Here is a 16,635-nt window from a genome sequence, read left to right as displayed (position 1 = left end):
ACCGTCCACATCGTTCGTCTATGTATTGCCTGCAAGGCCCGGGGAAAACCCCAAAGCGTGCCTCAACCCTAAAAATACTGCCCTAAAAGGTCATTCCGGGCAGGATTCAATCGCTTACCTGTCGCCCCAGCGTCTTCTGCACCCACAGCGGTACAATCTCGGTTGCCCGGCCCGTCTCGACCCGGTCAAAGGCGCCGCCCGTCGCTTCGAGGTTCAACTCCAGCGTATCCGCCCCGCAATCCCGCGCCAGCGCCGCGAAACCGGCCGCGGGATAGACCTGCCCGCTCGTCCCGATGGATACGAACAGCTCAGCCTTTTGCAGCGCTGCTTCAATGCGCTCCATGTGGTAAGGCATTTCCCCGAACCACACGACATCCGGCCGCAGCGTTTCCAACCCGCAGGCTGCACAACGCTCCCCATTTCCCAGTTCTCCCTGCCACGGTTCCCGCGCTCCGCACTCCCCACACAGGGCGGAGAACAGGCTGCCGTGCATGTGCACCGCCTTCGCCCCGCCGCGCTCATGCAGGTCATCGACATTCTGCGTCACCAGCAGCAGGTCATCGTCCAGCGCCGCCTGCAGATGCCCCAGCGCCACATGCGCCGCGTTCGGTGTTGCCTGCGCTGCCTGTGCCCGCCGCGCATTGTAAAAAGCCTGCACCCGCTCCGGATCGGCGCGGAAAGCTTCGGGCGTCGCCACTTCCTCAAGTCGCACCTGGCTCCATATCCCGCCGAGGTCGCGGAACGTGGCCAGCCCGCTCTCCGCCGAAATCCCCGCCCCGGTCAGTATGACGATCATGCCGCCGGACTGTTCAGCCACGGGCTCGTCACCCGGCTCTGGCGCTTGCAGGGGAACACGAAACACCGGTCCCGCCGCAGGCTCAGCCACAGCGGCGTTCCCGTCTTCGGCAGAAACACCCCCGGCACCGTCGCCTTCAGGATCGAGCCGTCGTGATCCATCATCAGCTCGACGAGGCTCTCATGCCCCATGAACCGCGCCCGCGCCACCTGCCCCCGCGCCGCCACCCCGTCGGAGGCCGTCGGCAGCGGGCCGGTACCCTGCCGGTCGAAATCAAGCTTCAAATGCTGGGGGCGGATGATGATTTCCACATCCGCCTCGTCGCGCATATTTGGGCAGAAGAACTGGCCGAACGGTGTGTCGGTGGAAAAGTCCTGAACGACGCCGTGCAAAAGGTTGATGTCGCTGAAAAAGCCGGCCGCCTCCGCATCCACCGGTGCGTTGTAGATATTATAGGGCGCTCCCACCTGCACGATCCGCCCCTTGCGCATCAGCGCGATCTGGTCGGCCATCCGCATCGCCTCGTCGGGCTCGTGCGTCACCAGCAGCACCGCCGCGCCTTCCTCTTTCAGGATCTCCAGCGTCTGGTCGCGGATTTCGTCACGCAACCGGTTGTCCAGCCCGCTGAACGGCTCGTCCATGAGCATCACACTGGGCCGCGGCGCCAGCGCCCGTGCCAGCGCCACCCGCTGTTGCTCTCCGCCGGACAACTGGTGCGGATACTTGTCCGCCATTTCCGCCAGTCCGACACGCTCCAGCAAGTCCTGTACACGCGCCGTTCGGCCTGCATCTTTGCGGCCCAGACCGAAACCGACGTTCTCCGCCGCCGTCAGATGCGGGAACAGCGCAAAATCCTGAAACATCATACCGATGCCCCGCGCCTCCGGCGGCAGATGCGTTGTCGCGTCAGCCACCACCCGGCCGTCGATACGCACGCTGCCCGCCTGCGTCCGCTCCACACCTGCAGCCATGCGCAGGGTCGTCGACTTGCCGCAGCCCGACGGCCCCAGCAGGCAGGTCACTTGCCCCGGATGAATGCCGAGCGACACGCCGTCGACCACGGCCACGTCGTCGAAGACGCATGTCAGATCCTCAAGCTCCAGCCGTGGCACCATGCCGCTTCCCGATCATTTCCGTCAGGTTCAGGCATCTAGCAATGATGCAACGCGATAACAAGGCAAGACAGGATGCAGCGCCACCCGTCAGAACCGCCCGGGAGGCCCCATCTCGCCGGCCAAGGAGTCGCAGCCGAGGCTCTTCAGTCGGATGCGCATGATCAACCCGAAGGTAGCCCGCACCACTACCACTAGAACGGCAAACGATATGAGCAGCGCCACTATCGCGGCCGGTTCGAACATCATTTCCCAATTGGCCCATTCCATGGAATAAATCATGATTGCGTTCCCCAGAACTGAGAACGCCGCACTCGCGCCCGCAACGCGCCACAGCTCCCTCTCTGATAGCCGCCGGCGCAGACGGCCCGCCACGAGAAAGGCGATAAGGAAGACGGAAAACAACAAGGCCAGAGAGCTGTTCAACGCGACCGAGAAAACACTGCCGGAACCGGATAACATCATTAAACCGAAAGCCCCTTCAAAAAGAAGGAAAGCCAATGCCAGCAAGAAGCCGAATAGCCAGAAATTCGGCTTACCCGCCGCTCGATGAGTCATGAAAAGCCTTTCCTGGATCTACGTCCATCGGCGAATACGGCAGTCAAACACGCCCCAAACCCCACCGCAAGAACGATGATGCAAATCTCCAGCAGCAACAGGTACTTGTGCATGTCGCCGAACAGCCAGGCCACCGCCGCACTCCCCTCGAAGAAATACACCGCCGCCCCCGCCATCGCCGCCGCGAAGCTCACGAGGTAGGACCAGAGCGGGATGGGCCGGCCCAGAAAGAGGCCGATCAGCAGCACGGGGGCGAGGAACATCGAGGCCGTGCCGCTCACCGCGACGGCGGCGAAAAGGTCCTCCGTCTCGGCCAGCAAAAGCAGCACGCCGCCGAGCATGAACGCGGCCATCGCGATCCGCCCATTCGCCACCGTCCGCGCACCGAGGCGCAACTCCACCACCGCAAGCCGCGCGGCGGAAGCCAATGCGCTGTCGAGCGTCGACAGGGCCGACACGATCAGGCTGGCACTAAGGCAGAACAGCACGAACGGCCCGAACATCCGCGCCCAGACCGCCTCCATCGCCTCGCCCTCGCCCGCCAGTATCCCCGCCTGTATCCCGAAGATGCCGAAGCCGAGGATGAACGCTGCCGAAATCCAGAACGCATACAAGAACGCATTGCGCGTCGTCCGCTCATCGGCCAGGAACCCGCGGTCCATCATCACCGGGTCATGCGCCGGGTAGGACAGCACCTGCAACAGCGCCACCGCCAGCAGCGCCCAGCCAGGCCCTGGCCCGGCGACGCCGCCGGAAACGATGACGGCGGACGCGAAGAATCCCGGTCCCGTCACCATCGCCACGAACGCCACGGCAAAAACCACGGCAAACAGCGCCATCTGTACCACGTCCGTCCTCAGGCTGGCCCGCAGCCCGCCCATCGCCGAGTACCCCAGCCCGATCAGAGCCATCCCCACCATCGCCAGTTCACCGGCATGGGTGGCCTCGAACGCCGCGCCGAAAAGCACCCCCACCACCAGCAGGTTCGCGAACACTTCGGACATCAGCCGCAAGGCCACCACCACGTTGTAGCATCCGGTGCCGACCGGCCCAAATTCCTCCCGCAGCCACTCCTGAACGGAACCGGCGCCCCGCATCCGCAGCCGCCCGACAATCCACATGCCGGTGATGAAACTCAGGTAGTAAGCCGTGTAGGCCAGCGCCCCCGGCATGCCGTAGTAAAAGCCGAGGATGGCAGCATTCATCAGGCTCCGCGCAAAGATCCACGTCGTCACCTGGCTGAAAGTCAGTGTCCACAGCCCCGGCGCACGGCCCAGTCGGTCGGCACCGCCGAAGAACCCATCGGCATCGACGCGCCGCGGTGCCCACAGAAAGGAGATCAATGTCACCGCCAGCACAAGCAGGACAAGGGCGTAGGGAGAAGCGAAGAAAGTCATGGGGAAGCATCCTGAAAGACCGGTCTAGCGCCAAGTCTTAGCTGCCGCCGCCTGCCCCGCCTATCGGCCATACGCAAGCGTGATCGCCCGTGCGCAGGCTGTCGTCACCCGGCTGGTAATCCGGGGTGGGTGTGCCGGCCGGGTGCCGGCACACCGCGTGGATCAGAGTGTCGAGTTCACACCGCCGCCATCCAGCAGGATGTTCTGGCCGACGATGAAACCGGCGTGCTGGGAACAGAGGAACGCACACATCGCCCCGAACTCCGCTGCCGTGCCGTACCGCCGTGCCGGGATCGTCGCCTCACGCTGAGCCTTGGCCTGCTCCACGGAAATGCCCTGCTGCTTGCTCACACCGCCATCCAGCGCAATCGCCCGGTCCGTTGCATGGATGCCCGGCAGCAGGTTGTTGATGTTGACGCCATGCTGCGCCACCTGCCGGCTGGTGCCCGCCACGTAACCCGTCAGCCCTGCGCGGGCGGAGTTCGAGAGACCCAGCACCGGAATCGGCGCCTTCACCGACTGCGAGGTGATGTTGACGACCCGGCCCCAGCCCCGGTCGATCATCCCTGGCAGCACGCCCTTCATCATCGCGATCGGTGCCAGCATATTGGCATCGAGCGCCTTGATAAAATCGTCCCGCGTCCATTCGCTCCACATCCCCGGCGGCGGCCCACCGGCATTGTTGACGAGGATATCGGCGCCCTCCCCGGCCTTCAGCAGCGCCTCCTGCCCTGCCTCCGTGGCGATATCGCCGGCCACGACCGTCACGCTCACGCCATGGGTGGTGCGCAATTCCTCCGCCGTCGTCTCCAGCGTCTCCTGCGTCCGCGCATTGATCACCAGATCGACACCCGCGGCGGCCAGAGCCTCGGCACATCCACGACCCAGCCCCTTGGAGGCCGCGCAGACAATCGCCCGCTTGCCGGTAATTCCCAAATCCATTTTGCTCTCCCTCTCTCTGTCTGCCGCTAACATCCCTGCTTTGCCTCCGGTGTCAACGCCCCCCACTCCGCACTTGCCACATGCGAATCTATCGGCAAATCTGCATGGAAACGGAGTTCCCCATGGAAGACTTCTCGGCAACCACGCCCCCCGATGATTTTCCAGCGCCCCTGCGGGCGCTCTGGTGGCTGCGCAAGGGTGGTCTGCGCATGGGGCCGGAATGGGAAGAAGCCCATGCCATCTGCCAGACGGCGGAAGGCACACCCGCCTATGATCGCGTCCACGCGCTCGCCCACTGGATAGAAGGCGACCGGTTCAACTCCGATTACTGGTACCGCCGTTCAGGCACCGAACGCGTTTCCGAGGACCCCGCCCACGAATGGGCGGCGCAGGTCGCCGATCTCGAAGGCAACCGCGGCGTCACCTAGCGCCGCTCACAACCCCTTCAGGAATGTCCGGTACAGCTTGCCCGTCAGCGTCGGCTTGTCGAGCATCGGCACATGGCCGCAATCTTCCGGACGCTGCAGCTCCGCGTTCGGCAGCGCCACCGCCAGAACCGGCCCCCCGCTCGGGTGGAACACCTCGTCCTGCTGGCACCACACGACCAGTGCCGGCTGGCGGATTTTCGGTGCGATCAACTGCAACGGCGTCACGTCATAACTGGCGACCTCGTCCCAGATTTGCTGGTTCAGCGGCCCCCGCGCCACCTCCGCCGTCGCCCACGACCTGATGATCGCTCCGGGTGCATCCGGTACCGCACCCGGGAACAACACCGCGTTGCGCGCCTCGAAATCCTCCAGGCTACGCACCACCAGCGGTGCCCGTCCCCTGTCCACCGCCTTCTCGAACGCGGTAGTCTTTGGTCCGCGCACGCCCAGCGGACTGCCGATGAAGGCGAGGCTGCGCACCCGCGTAGGCTGCTCCACCGCCAATGTGCCCGCGATCTGCCCACCCATCGAATTCGCGGCGATGTGGGCGCTCTGCAACCCCAGCGCATCCATCACACCCGCCAGCGCCGACACCTGACGGCTCAGCCGGTAGCCGCCCGGCTCCAGCGGCGCATTGTCCCCGAATCCGGGCAGGTCGAGCGCAATAACCCGGTAGTGGCCGGTCAGTTGCTCGGAGAAATCCAGCCAATGCTCCTTGCGCGCATAGATGCCATGCAGCAGCAACACCGGTTCGCCCTTGCCACCTTCCAGGTAATGTACCGTGCCACTCGGGGTCTCCACGGTTTTCGCCGCCATTCCCGCCTGCGCCCGCCCGATGGCCAGCATCGTCCCGGCAATCGGCCCATTGCCGCCGCATCCGGCCGCCAGTGCGATCAGCCCCAGCGCCATGGCACCCGCCAGACCCTTTGCCCAATTCCGCATCGTCCAGTCTCCAGTCATTCTTGCTCCCGCCAACCGGCCCGGCTATAGCACGCCCATGTTAGACCGCGCCCATAACTCTCCCGATCTGCCGCCGGAAATTGCCCGGCGCCGGACCTTTGCCATCATTTCGCATCCCGATGCAGGGAAAACCACCCTGACTGAGAAATTTCTCCTCTACGGCGGCGCGATCCAGATGGCCGGTCAGGTCCGCGCCAAGGGCGAGGCGCGTCGCTCCCGCTCGGACTTCATGCAGATGGAGAAGGATCGCGGCATATCCGTCTCGGCCTCCGCAATGTCCTTCGAGTTCGGCAACTACTGGTTCAACCTCGTCGACACGCCGGGCCACTCGGACTTCTCGGAAGATACCTACCGCACCCTCACGGCGGTCGATGCCGCCATCATGGTGATCGACGGCGCCAAGGGGGTGGAGAGCCAGACCCAGAAGCTCTTCGAGGTCTGCCGCCTGCGCGACCTGCCCATCCTCACCTTCTGCAACAAGATGGACCGCGAAAGCCGCGATACCTTCGACATCATCGACGAGATCCAGGAAAACCTCGCCATCGACGTGACGCCCGCGAGTTGGCCCATCGGCATGGGCCGTGAGTTCCTCGGTGCCTACGACATGCTCCACAACCGGCTGGAACTGATGGACAGGGCCGACCGCAACAAGAAGGCCGAAAGCATCAAGATCGACGGGCTCGACGATCCGAAAATCGCCGATCACATTCCTGCCGATCTGCTGGAAAAGCTGCGCGAAGAGGTCGAGATGGCCCGCGAGCTTCTGCCCGCCTTCAACCGGCAAGCTTTCCTCGACGGCACCCTCACGCCAATCTGGTTCGGCTCCGCCATCAACTCCTTCGGCGTGCAGGAACTCATGACCGGCATCGGCGACTATGGCCCCGAGCCGCAGGTTCGTCCCGCGCAGGAACGCCAGATTTCTCCCGATGAAACAAAGGTTTCCGGCTTCGTCTTCAAGGTTCAGGCGAACATGGACCCGAAACACCGTGACCGCGTGGCCTTCGTCCGCCTCTGCGCCGGCCACTTCAAGCGCGGCATGAAACTCACCCATGTCCGCTCGAAGAAACCGATGGCCATCTCCAACCCCGTCCTCTTCCTCGCCAACGATCGCGAACTGGCCGAGGACGCATGGGCCGGCGATATCATCGGCATCCCCAACCACGGCCAGTTGCGCATCGGCGACGGGCTGACCGAGGGCGAGGAACTGCACTTCTCCGGCATCCCTTCCTTCGCGCCCGAGCTTCTGCAATCCGTCCGCGCAACGGATCCGATGAAGGCCAAGCACCTCGAAAAAGCGCTTACCCAATTTGCCGAGGAAGGCGCTTCCAAGCTCTTCAAACCCACCATCGGCTCTGGCTGGATCGTCGGCGTCGTCGGCCAGTTGCAATTTGAAGTGCTCGCCTCCCGCATCGAGCTCGAATACGGCATCCCCGTCCGCTTCGAGCCCACCCAGTTCACCTCCGCCCGCTGGCTCTCTGGCCCGCAGGCCAAAGTCGATGCCTTCGTCAAGGCCAACAAGGGCCACATCGCCGAGGATCACGACGGCGACCCGGTCTACATGACCCGCCTGCAATGGGATATCGACCGCGTGGAGCGCGACTATCCGGAGATCAAGCTGACGGCCACGAAAGAGATGATGGTCTGACGACCGGCATACCCAACTGACGAGGCGTCGGGATCGATGAAATCATCCTTCCCGGCGGGTGGCCGCTGCCGCAATTTTCTGCCCGAAACTGGCCAAACTGCTCTAATATCCCCAAAAATGTAACAGTAATGAGGGGAAGAACATGCCAGCCATCCAGATCTCCGGCCCATACAATCTCGGCGACATCCTTGCGGACATCGAGAATACCACACCCGATGACATCCTCTTCGCGTTCACCGATTTTGTCGCGTTCACGATGGATGATGGCCGCACCGGCACCCTTTCAGTTCTGACCATCGACGGCGAATCCACCACCACGCTCAGTGTGGAGAATGCAGGTGCCACCCTCACCAGTTTCACGCTGGAAGGGGACTTCTTTTCCCCCACCGGCAATTTCGGCATCTCCGACTATCTCGCCACCACCCCCCTGCCCGCCACCTATGGCAGCGAAATGCCGGGGGCGGCAGTCTTCTCCGTCACCCCGGGCGCAGACATCATGGCCGGGCTTGGCCGCTTCCGCGGCGGTGCCGGCAACGACATGATTGGCCTCGTCGATCCCCTCGACAATAACGACGGCTCCCGCAGCATCGCCTTCGGCAACAACGGCCACGACACGCTTTTTTCCGCAGTTGATCGCGCCACCCTCAATGGCGGCAACGGCAACGACAGGCTGGAAGTCGGCATGGGTTCCGCCCGCATGATCGGCGGCGCGGGCGCGGATGATTTCTTCTTCTCAAGCTGGCAGATCAACGGCACCGACGGCCGTGACCTCGCATATGCCTTCATCACCGACTTCGAAGTCGGAACCGACGGGCTCTACTTCACCCAGTTCACCGGCGGCGGAAATTCCGCCGAGAGCATCGCTGACCGTTTCGGAGAAAACGTATTTTTCGAGGAAAACAATCCCACCGCATTTGATGGCGTGCGCATCGACTTTCGCGAGGCCGCCGACGGCGATGCCATCATTTCCCGACGCGGTGTCGACGCCGCCGGCAACTTCATCCGCGATGTCGCCCGCTTCGACGGACTGGGCCTCGACGACCTCGACCCGCACGACATCTACATTTTCGAAGGCCGGAGTTTCGACATCCTCTGAAGCCTGACGGTCAGTCCACAAACGCCTTCTCGATCACGAAACCGCCAGGCTCGGAATTCGCGCCCTCCACCATGCCTGCGGCCTCGCAAAGCGCCTTGTGCTCCTGAAGCATCGCCATCGAGCCGCAGATCATCACCCGGTCGGTCGCCGCATCCAGCGGCCCGACAGCCGCCGCCAGTCGCCCGTTTCGGATCCAGTCAGTCATCCGCCCCATCTCCGGGCTTTCCTCCCGCGTCGTCGTCGCGATATGGGTCAGCTTGTCGCCGACGATCTCGCTCAGCATCTCGTCGCCGCGTATCTCCGCCACGATAGCCTTGCCGTAGTCCAGTTCCGCCACGTCTCGGCAAGTCTGCGTAATCACCACTTCATCGAATTTCTCATAGGTTTCCGGGTCGCGGATCAGGCTGACAAAGGGTGCGATGCCGGTGCCGGTGGAAAACAGGAACAGCCGCTTGCCCGGCAGCAGCGCATCAAGCACCAGCGTGCCTACCGGCTTCGGCCGCATCAGGATCGTGTCGCCGTCGGTCAGATGCTGCAGCCGCGATGTCAGCGGCCCGTCCTCCACCTTGATCGAGTAGAACTCAAGATGGTCCTCCCACGCAGGCGAAGCGATCGAATAGGCCCGCAGCAACGGCTTGCCATCAACCAGCAGCCCGATCATCACGAATTCGCCGGACCGGAACCGGAAACTCGCGGGCCGGGCACAGCGAAAGCTGAATGTCCGCTCCGTCCAGTGGTGAATTCCGCTGACGGCAAGTTCCGCCATGCCCCGCAGCGCTTTCGGTGTTTCGTCAGTCATCGGCCAATACTCCCGTCTTCTGCCTGCTAGCAAGCCGGGGGCCTTCACGCAAAGCCAAAAGCACCGCAAGTGCCGCTCCAATTGACGCAGCCGTAAAAGAACGATAATAGAACCGCACGACTGGCCCCAATCCGGGGGCCCGGGCCGCGCAGCCCTCTTGCGGCCACCTGAATTGCCGCAACTATTACGGACTTACATGACGAAATTTTCCGATCTGGACCTGGACCCGAAGGTCCTTCAAGCCGTTGCCGAAGCAGGCTACGAAACGCCGACGCCCATCCAGGCACAGGCCATCCCCCACGCCCTCGTCGGCCGCGATGTCCTCGGCATAGCCCAGACAGGCACCGGCAAAACCGCCAGCTTCACGCTGCCGATGATCACCATGTTGTCCAAGGGCCGCGCCAGGGCACGCATGCCTCGCAGCCTTGTCCTCGCACCAACACGCGAACTGGCCGCACAGGTCGCCGAGAACTTCGAGATTTACTCCAAGCATACCAAGCTGACGATGGCCCTGCTCATCGGCGGCACCTCGTTCAAGGATCAGGATCGTCTGATCGACCGCGGCGTCGATGTCCTCATCGCAACGCCCGGCCGCCTGCTCGATCATTTCGAGCGCGGCAAGCTCATGCTCACCGGCGTTCAGATCATGGTCGTCGATGAAGCCGACCGGATGCTCGACATGGGCTTCATTCCCGATATCGAACGCATCTTCAAGCTTACCCCCTTCACCCGTCAGACGCTGTTCTTCTCTGCCACCATGGCGCCGGAGATCACGCGGATCACGCAGGAATTCCTGTCGAATCCGGAGCGGGTGGAAGTCGCGCGCCAGGCCACGACCTCCGAGACGATCGAACAGTGGATCTGCAAGCACAAACCCTCCCGCCGCGACCGTTCCGACAGCGAGAAGCGCGAGGTGTTGCGCCGCCTGATTGCCGAAGAAGGCGACAAGCTGACCAACGGCATCATCTTCTGCAACCGCAAGCGCGATGTCGACATCGTCGCCAAGTCACTGAAAAAGCACGGGTTGGATGCTGCACCGATCCATGGCGATCTGGATCAGTCGGTCCGCACCCGCACGCTGGACAGTTTCCGCGATGGCAGCCTGCGCCTGCTCATAGCATCGGATGTCGCCGCCCGCGGGCTCGACATCCCCGCCGTTTCCCACGTCTTCAATTACGACGTGCCGACCCATTCGGAGGATTACGTCCACCGTATCGGCCGCACCGGTCGCGCCGGCCGTGCCGGCAAGGCAATCACGCTTTGCCTTCCCCATGACGAAAAATATCTCGAACAGATCGAGGAGCTCGTCAGCAAGAAGATCGACGTGAAACCCAGCCCCCTTGCCGCCACCACGGTGGAGGCCGACCCGGCTGAGGGCGAGGAAACACCGAAACCGGCCAAATCCCGGTCACGGTCCCGCAGCCGCAGCAAGCCGGAGGTACAGGAAGAAGCTCCCCCGGCACAGCCGGAGAAGCAGGAACGTCGCCGCTCCGAAGGCCGTCGCAGCGGCAGCCGGCCCGGCGGTCAGGGCAGCGGTGTCGTCGGCATGGGCGATCACATGCCAGCCTTCCTGATGCAGAGTTTCAGTGTCAGCGAACTGATGGCCGCAACCAACCGCGAACGAGAGGTGGAGCCGGAGGAAAGCCCGCCGTCCGAAACCGAACCGCAGGCAGAGGCGGCACCAGTCGACGCCCCGGCCGAGAAGCCCAAACGCAAGCGCAGTCCGCGCAAACCCAAGGCCAAGCAGGAAGAGCCCGCCGAAACCGCGCAGGCTGACGTGGCGGATGAACCCGCATCGCCCGAACCTGATGTGGCGGCAGATGCCGCGCCCGCCGAAAAAGCCGACGCTGTCCCGGAAGCCGAGGCGGAGCAGCCGAAGAAACCTGCTCGCAAACCGCGCAAGCGCGCCAGCTCGAAGGCGGCAGAGAAACCGTCCGAACCCGCACCGGAAGTGCTGGCAGCGGAAACCGCACCGGAGAGCCCGGGCACCGACGCCGCGACAGATGCCGAACCTCAGCAGCCGGCGCCCGAAGCCACCACGGCGGAAGCGGCAGCTCCCGCCAAACCGGCCCGCAAGCCGCGCAAGCGCGCTTCAGCCGCCGCTGTGATCGAAAACATCACGCCGGACGCTGCGCCGGAGTAACCGTTAGCTACGGACAAACTAAAAAGGGCGGGTCAATCCCGCCCTTTTGCATTTGTTGCAGCACTCGAACCTTGGGCCACCGGCCTGCACACGCATCACGCGGAGGGCAAAGAATGCCCCCCGGAATGCCTATTCCTCGTCGAACCGGTTGATCATCACCGTTACCAGCGGCTTTTTCCCGATCCGGTTCTGCCCCTCGCTCTGCACGGTCTTGACGATCAGCTTTTCCAGCGCCTCGTCACTGTCCAGCACACGTGATGCCGCTTTGCCGAGCGCGTCCTCCAGCGCCCGCTCCAGCAACGCCCCGATCTCCTCGCGGTCGCCGTCCGGCAGGCCCAGCGTCTCCACCCAGGCCCCCCCGATGGGAGAGCCGTCCGCCTCCAGCATCACCGAGACAATGGCGTGCCCCCGCGTCGCCATGCGAATTCGGTCGCGGACAATGCCGTCCATCGCACCGATCAGTTGCGCCCCGTCCAGGTAGACGCGGCCGGTTTCCACATGGTCGATGATCGCAGCGGTGTCGCCCGTCAGATCGACAACGGTGCCGTTCGGCGCGATTACCCCGTGTATCTGCCGCTCCGCCGCCAGTGCCACATGCGCCCGCAGATGGCGGTGCTCGCCGTGCATCGGGATGACATTGGCGGGCTTCAGCAACTCGTGCACCTTGGCGAGGTCCGGCCGGTTGGCGTGGCCAGACACGTGATAGAGGCCCGAGGAATCGTCGATCACATCCACCCCGGCCTCCGACAACTGGTTGAGAATGCGCGCCACGCCCACTTCGTTGCCGGGAATCGTCTTGGAGGAAAACAGGAACGTGTCGCCCTCCTTCAGGCTCAGCCCCATGTAGCTGCCACCGGCAAGCTGTGCCGAAGCCGCCCGCCGTTCGCCCTGCGAGCCCGTCGCGAGGACGAAAAGCTGCGCCCGCGGAACCTCATCGGCATCCCGCGCATCGACGATCGGCGGAAAATCCTTCAGCACACCGGAAGAGAACCCGGCCTGGATCATCGTGTTCATCGCCCGTCCCAGCACGGCTACGGTGCGCCCGGAAGCATGCGCAGCCTGCGCCAATGTCTTCAGCCGCGCGATGTTGGAGGCGAAAGTGGTCGCCACCACCATGCCCTTCGCTTCCTTCATCAGCGCCTCGATGGCCGGCCTGATCTCGGCTTCCGACCGACCCGGATGCGGCGAGAAGACGTTGGTGCTGTCGCACACCAGAGCCTTCACTCCGGCCGCGCCGATCTTCTCCAGCACTGCCGGCTCATAAGGGTCGCCGACCAGCGGCGACGGATCCAGCTTGAAATCACCGGTATGCACGATCCGGCCCGCAGGCGTGTCGATCACCAGCCCGGAAGCCTCGGGGATGGAGTGGGAGACGGGCAGGAAACCCACCTCGAACGGCCCCACCGTCACCGTTTCCGGCCACGCGCCGACCACGTGGATCTGGTTGAGGTCTTGCCCCGCGCGATCCAGCTTGTTGCCGGCGATAAGCCCGGTAAAGGCCCGGCAATACACCGGCGCCTGCAATTGTGGCAACAGATGGCCGATGGCACCCACGTGGTCCTCGTGGGCATGGGTGATGAAGATCGCCTCCAGACGGTCGGCACGCTCGGCGATAAACGCCGGATCGGCCATGATCAGATCAACACCCGGCGTGCTCTCCATGTCGGGAAAGGTCACACCCGCATCGACGAGGATGAACCGCTGCTTGCCCACCGGACCGTAGCCATACACATACATGTTCATGCCGATCTCGCCTGCGCCGCCGAGCGCCAGGTAGGTCAGCTTGTCTTTACTGCTCATGAATTTTCTTTCTTGTTGCGGGCATGGATCAATACCAGCCCGTGAATTGTCAAATCACTGTCAAGGTGATCAAAAACGTTGGTTCCCTGGTCAAATAGGGTGGAAAGTCCGCCGGTGCCAATAACTTTCATGGCTTCACCCCGTTCCTGCGCCACTCTGGTACACAGGCCCTCGATCAGGCCGACATATCCCCAGTAGATGCCCGATTGCATGCACATCCGTGTATTGGTGCCGACAACCCGTTCCGGTTTCGTCACGTCGATATAGGGCAGTGCCGCCGCCGCCTCCGAAAGTCCACGAAGTGAGGTGTTCACCCCCGGACTGATGATGCCACCCTCGTAAGCGCCGTCCGCGCCAACGATGTCGAATGTCGTCGCCGTGCCGAAATCCACCACGATCAGGTTGCCGCCATACCGGTCGAACGCACCCACCGTGTTTACCAAACGGTCCGCGCCGACCACGGTATCCTTGTCCACCCGCACCGGCACGCCCAACTCCACCTCGGGCTTGCCGACAACCATCGGCCGGGTGTGGAAATAGGTGTCCGACAAGACACGGAGGTTGAAGACAACCTGCGGCACGACGCTGGAGATGATCACGTCGGAAACATCGCGGATCAGCCCGTGCGGTTGCATCAGGCTCTTCAGCCATACGTAATACTCATCCGCCGTGCGGCCATGGGTCGTCAGGCAGCGCCATGAACCCACGGTCTTCTCACCGTCATGCAGGGCAAACACCGTATTGGTGTTGCCGACATCAATTGCCAGAAGCATCCGCTTGCCCCCTCAGAAAAAAACGTCCGCGGCGGGCAGGCTCATCCGCCCCTTGGCCGTGTTTAGAACAAGCGCGCCGCCCTCGTCCACCGTCTCGAACGTGCCGTGCAGTTCCTGCCCCGGCAGTCGGGCGCGAATAGGCTCTCCCAGACGCGCCGCGTGGTTCAGCCATGCGGCCCTGATCGGCGCGAAACCTTCACGCAGCAGCGTGTCGTCCCATTTCGCAAAGGCTGCGGCCAGCAGGTCGAGAAACGCTTCGGGCCCGATCACCCCGCCCAGATGAACCGGTGTCAGCGCTCCGCTCTCCAATTCCGCCTGCTCCGGCACTGCCGCCAGGTTGACGCCGATGCCAACCCGAAGCATCAGCCGCCCCTTCACCGTTTCGCTCTCCAGCAGGATGCCGGCCAGCTTGCGGTTCATCAGCAGTACGTCATTCGGCCATTTGAGCGACAACGCCATCGTATCCGGTACCAGCCCCGCCACGACGTCGCGCAGCGCCAGCGCCGCCACGAAGGAGCGTTGCCCAGCCGCCTGCGGCCCCTGCGGCACTTCCATCATCAGCGTACCAAAGAAATTTCCGGCCCTTGCCGACCACGGTCGCCCGCCGCGGCCACGCCCCGCCGTCTGGTGGTGCGCCATCAGCCAGAACGGTGCCCGCGTGCCCAGCGTCAGTGCCCGCACGGCCTCCGCGTTGGTGCTGTCGACCTGTTCGAGGATGATCCGTCCGACGCTGTTTGGCCAGGTCAATTGACGAGCGCCGCAGCAGCGGCCTCGGCGGCGCCCTCGATTCCGAACAGGTTGATCATTCCCAGCAGCATCGCCGCCGCCGAAACGGCCAGAAAGCCCCAGTGCATCGTCGGCATACTGCCGGTCAGACGCTGCGTTTCCTCGCCGAAATACATCAGGTAGATGATACGCAGATAGTAAAACGCCGCGATCACCGATGCGATGACCCCAGCCACAGCCAGCCACGCCAGCCCGGCATCCACCGCCGCCGACAGCACGAAGAACTTGCCCCAGAAGCCCAGCAACGGCGGCAGCCCGGCAAGGCTGAACATCAGTACCGCCAGGCAGGCGGCCCGCCGTGGTGACACCTGACTGTAATCGCCGAGCGCATAGATATCCATCACCGCCGTTCCGTCCCGTTCCATGTTCAGGATGAAGGCAAAGACCCCGATGTTCATCGCCACATAGATCGCAAGGTAGATCAGCATCGCTTCCACGCCCGCCGCCGTTCCGGCCGCCAGCCCCATCAACACAAAGCCCATGTGGCTGATCGACGAATAGGCCATCAGCCGCTTTATGTTGCGCTGCCCGATGGCAGCGATCGCCCCGAGGAACATCGACGCCACCGACAGGAACGCGAGGATCTGGCTCCAGTCCGACACCGCGCTACCGAAGGCATCGTGCGCCACGCGGGCGAACATGCCCGCCGCCGCAACTTTCGGCGCCGTGGCAAAGAACCCCGTTACCGGCGTCGGCGCTCCCTCATAGACATCCGGCGTCCACATGTGAAACGGCGCGGCCGAGACCTTGAACGCCAGACCCGTGCACAGGAACACCAGCCCGATCAGCATCCCCAGCGAAAGTTCGCCCTCGCCGACCCGCTGCGCGATCCCTGCGAACTCGGTCGTTCCGGCCGTGCCGTAGACAAGGCTTGCCCCGTACAGCAGCAGCCCCGACGACAACGCGCCGAGCACGAAATACTTCAGTCCCGCCTCGGTACTGCGCAGACTGTCCCGCCGGAACGCCGCGATGACGTACAGCGCCAGCGATTGCAACTCCAACCCCAGGTACATGACCATCAGGTCTTCCGCTGAAACCATCAGCATCATGCCGGTCACCGACAGGCAGATCAGCACCGGGAACTCGAACTTCATCAGCTTGTGCTTTTCAAGGTAGACCATGGAAAGCGCCAGCATCGAAGCCGCACCCCACAGCATCAGCACCTTGGCGAAATGCGCGAAGTTGTCGCTTACGAAGGTACCGCCAAACGCCGTGCGCGCATCCGAGGGTGATACCGCGACCCAGGCTCCGAGGATCGTCAGCACGCCGACAGTCACCCACATCACCGTGCGCGAGGCCTGCAATTCGTTCTTCGAGAATACGCCGAACATCAGCGCCGCCATCGCATAGACCGCCAGCACCAGCTCCGGCAGGATAACGTTCAGATCATCGCCCAGCAT

General features: G+C 63.6%; 14 protein-coding genes and 1 pseudogene. 4 read left to right on the top strand and 11 right to left on the bottom strand.

The window, feature by feature from the left end; genetic code table 11:
* Positions 1-106 precede the first annotated feature (106 nt).
* The 5 genes from GO499_RS05275 to GO499_RS05255 form a co-directional block, all read right to left on the bottom strand.
* Positions 107-796, bottom strand: coding sequence for an NAD-dependent deacylase (locus GO499_RS05275; RefSeq protein ID WP_161863844.1), 690 nt, complete (start codon positions 794-796; stop codon positions 107-109).
* The gene (locus GO499_RS05270; protein ID WP_161861211.1) at positions 793-1,911 is read right to left on the bottom strand and encodes an ABC transporter ATP-binding protein; all 1,119 of its coding nucleotides are present in this window, start codon (positions 1,909-1,911) and stop codon (positions 793-795) included. Before GO499_RS05270 ends, GO499_RS05275 begins: the two co-directional genes overlap by 4 nt.
* Positions 1,912-1,998: 87 nt before the next feature.
* Entirely contained in the window at positions 1,999-2,466 is a 468-nt protein-coding gene (locus GO499_RS05265; protein ID WP_161861210.1) for a hypothetical protein, read from the bottom strand.
* Positions 2,463-3,863: an SLC5/6 family protein gene (locus tag GO499_RS05260; RefSeq protein ID WP_161861209.1), complete on the bottom strand. Its 1,401-nt coding sequence runs from the start codon at positions 3,861-3,863 to the stop codon at positions 2,463-2,465. The genes GO499_RS05265 and GO499_RS05260 overlap by 4 nt, the downstream gene beginning before the upstream one ends.
* Positions 3,864-4,025: 162 nt before the next feature.
* Positions 4,026-4,805, bottom strand: a complete 780-nt coding sequence (locus GO499_RS05255) for an SDR family oxidoreductase (RefSeq protein WP_161861208.1) — start codon at positions 4,803-4,805, stop codon at positions 4,026-4,028.
* Between the two features lie 122 nt (positions 4,806-4,927).
* On the opposite strand from GO499_RS05255, the gene GO499_RS05250 reads away from it, so the two are divergent.
* Entirely contained in the window at positions 4,928-5,233 is a 306-nt protein-coding gene (locus GO499_RS05250; protein WP_284154901.1) for a hypothetical protein, read from the top strand.
* A 6-nt stretch (positions 5,234-5,239) separates the two neighbouring features.
* Here GO499_RS05250 and GO499_RS05245 read toward each other — a convergent pair whose 3' ends face one another.
* A complete protein-coding gene (locus GO499_RS05245) occupies positions 5,240-6,175 on the bottom strand; it encodes an alpha/beta fold hydrolase (RefSeq protein ID WP_161861207.1) in 936 nt (311 codons plus the stop codon).
* Between the two features lie 55 nt (positions 6,176-6,230).
* Between GO499_RS05245 and GO499_RS05240 the strand changes: the two genes are divergently transcribed.
* Positions 6,231-7,838 (top strand): peptide chain release factor 3, encoded by a 1,608-nt coding sequence (locus GO499_RS05240; protein ID WP_161861206.1) that lies wholly within the window; start codon positions 6,231-6,233, stop codon positions 7,836-7,838.
* 142 nt (positions 7,839-7,980) lie between these two features.
* Positions 7,981-8,934, top strand: a complete 954-nt coding sequence (locus GO499_RS05235) for a calcium-binding protein (RefSeq protein WP_161861205.1) — start codon at positions 7,981-7,983, stop codon at positions 8,932-8,934.
* Between the two features lie 10 nt (positions 8,935-8,944).
* On the opposite strand, the gene GO499_RS05230 is transcribed toward GO499_RS05235, so the two are convergent.
* Positions 8,945-9,733 (bottom strand): ferredoxin--NADP reductase, encoded by a 789-nt coding sequence (locus GO499_RS05230; RefSeq protein ID WP_161861204.1) that lies wholly within the window; start codon positions 9,731-9,733, stop codon positions 8,945-8,947.
* 196 nt (positions 9,734-9,929) lie between these two features.
* Between GO499_RS05230 and GO499_RS05225 the strand changes: the two are divergent.
* Positions 9,930-11,318, top strand: a pseudogene (locus tag GO499_RS05225) (DEAD/DEAH box helicase); the annotation flags it as partial.
* Between the two features lie 687 nt (positions 11,319-12,005).
* Here GO499_RS05225 and GO499_RS05220 read toward each other — a convergent pair.
* From GO499_RS05220 to nuoN, 4 genes are read right to left on the bottom strand one after another with little or no spacing between them, the layout of a single operon-like run.
* Positions 12,006-13,676, bottom strand: coding sequence for a ribonuclease J (locus GO499_RS05220; protein ID WP_161861202.1), 1,671 nt, complete (start codon positions 13,674-13,676; stop codon positions 12,006-12,008).
* A complete protein-coding gene (locus GO499_RS05215; RefSeq protein WP_161861201.1) occupies positions 13,673-14,449 on the bottom strand; it encodes a type III pantothenate kinase in 777 nt (258 codons plus the stop codon). Before GO499_RS05215 ends, GO499_RS05220 begins: the two co-directional genes overlap by 4 nt.
* 12 nt (positions 14,450-14,461) lie before the next feature.
* On the bottom strand, positions 14,462-15,196 hold the full coding sequence (locus GO499_RS05210) for a biotin--[acetyl-CoA-carboxylase] ligase (RefSeq protein ID WP_284154900.1): 735 nt from the start codon (positions 15,194-15,196) through the stop codon (positions 14,462-14,464).
* On the bottom strand, positions 15,193-16,635 hold the full coding sequence (nuoN, locus tag GO499_RS05205; RefSeq protein ID WP_161861200.1) for an NADH-quinone oxidoreductase subunit NuoN: 1,443 nt from the start codon (positions 16,633-16,635) through the stop codon (positions 15,193-15,195). The genes GO499_RS05210 and nuoN overlap by 4 nt, the downstream gene beginning before the upstream one ends.

This window comes from Algicella marina, from assembly GCF_009931615.1.
Lineage (GTDB): Bacteria > Pseudomonadota > Alphaproteobacteria > Rhodobacterales > Rhodobacteraceae > Algicella > Algicella marina.
This window is presented reverse-complemented; position numbering and strand designations above follow the sequence as displayed.

Coding starts and splice junctions, on each gene's coding strand:
- GO499_RS05275 (WP_161863844.1), bottom strand. CDS start 796: ATGATCGTCATACTGACCGGGGCGGGGATTTCGGCGGAGAGCGGGCTG.
- GO499_RS05270 (WP_161861211.1), bottom strand. CDS start 1,911: ATGGTGCCACGGCTGGAGCTTGAGGATCTGACATGCGTCTTCGACGAC.
- GO499_RS05265 (WP_161861210.1), bottom strand. CDS start 2,466: ATGACTCATCGAGCGGCGGGTAAGCCGAATTTCTGGCTATTCGGCTTC.
- GO499_RS05260 (WP_161861209.1), bottom strand. CDS start 3,863: ATGACTTTCTTCGCTTCTCCCTACGCCCTTGTCCTGCTTGTGCTGGCG.
- GO499_RS05255 (WP_161861208.1), bottom strand. CDS start 4,805: ATGGATTTGGGAATTACCGGCAAGCGGGCGATTGTCTGCGCGGCCTCC.
- GO499_RS05250 (WP_284154901.1), top strand. CDS start 4,928: ATGGAAGACTTCTCGGCAACCACGCCCCCCGATGATTTTCCAGCGCCC.
- GO499_RS05245 (WP_161861207.1), bottom strand. CDS start 6,175: ATGCGGAATTGGGCAAAGGGTCTGGCGGGTGCCATGGCGCTGGGGCTG.
- GO499_RS05240 (WP_161861206.1), top strand. CDS start 6,231: ATGTTAGACCGCGCCCATAACTCTCCCGATCTGCCGCCGGAAATTGCC.
- GO499_RS05235 (WP_161861205.1), top strand. CDS start 7,981: ATGCCAGCCATCCAGATCTCCGGCCCATACAATCTCGGCGACATCCTT.
- GO499_RS05230 (WP_161861204.1), bottom strand. CDS start 9,733: ATGACTGACGAAACACCGAAAGCGCTGCGGGGCATGGCGGAACTTGCC.
- GO499_RS05220 (WP_161861202.1), bottom strand. CDS start 13,676: ATGAGCAGTAAAGACAAGCTGACCTACCTGGCGCTCGGCGGCGCAGGC.
- GO499_RS05215 (WP_161861201.1), bottom strand. CDS start 14,449: ATGCTTCTGGCAATTGATGTCGGCAACACCAATACGGTGTTTGCCCTG.
- nuoN (WP_161861200.1), bottom strand. CDS start 16,635: ATGCTGGGCGATGATCTGAACGTTATCCTGCCGGAGCTGGTGCTGGCG.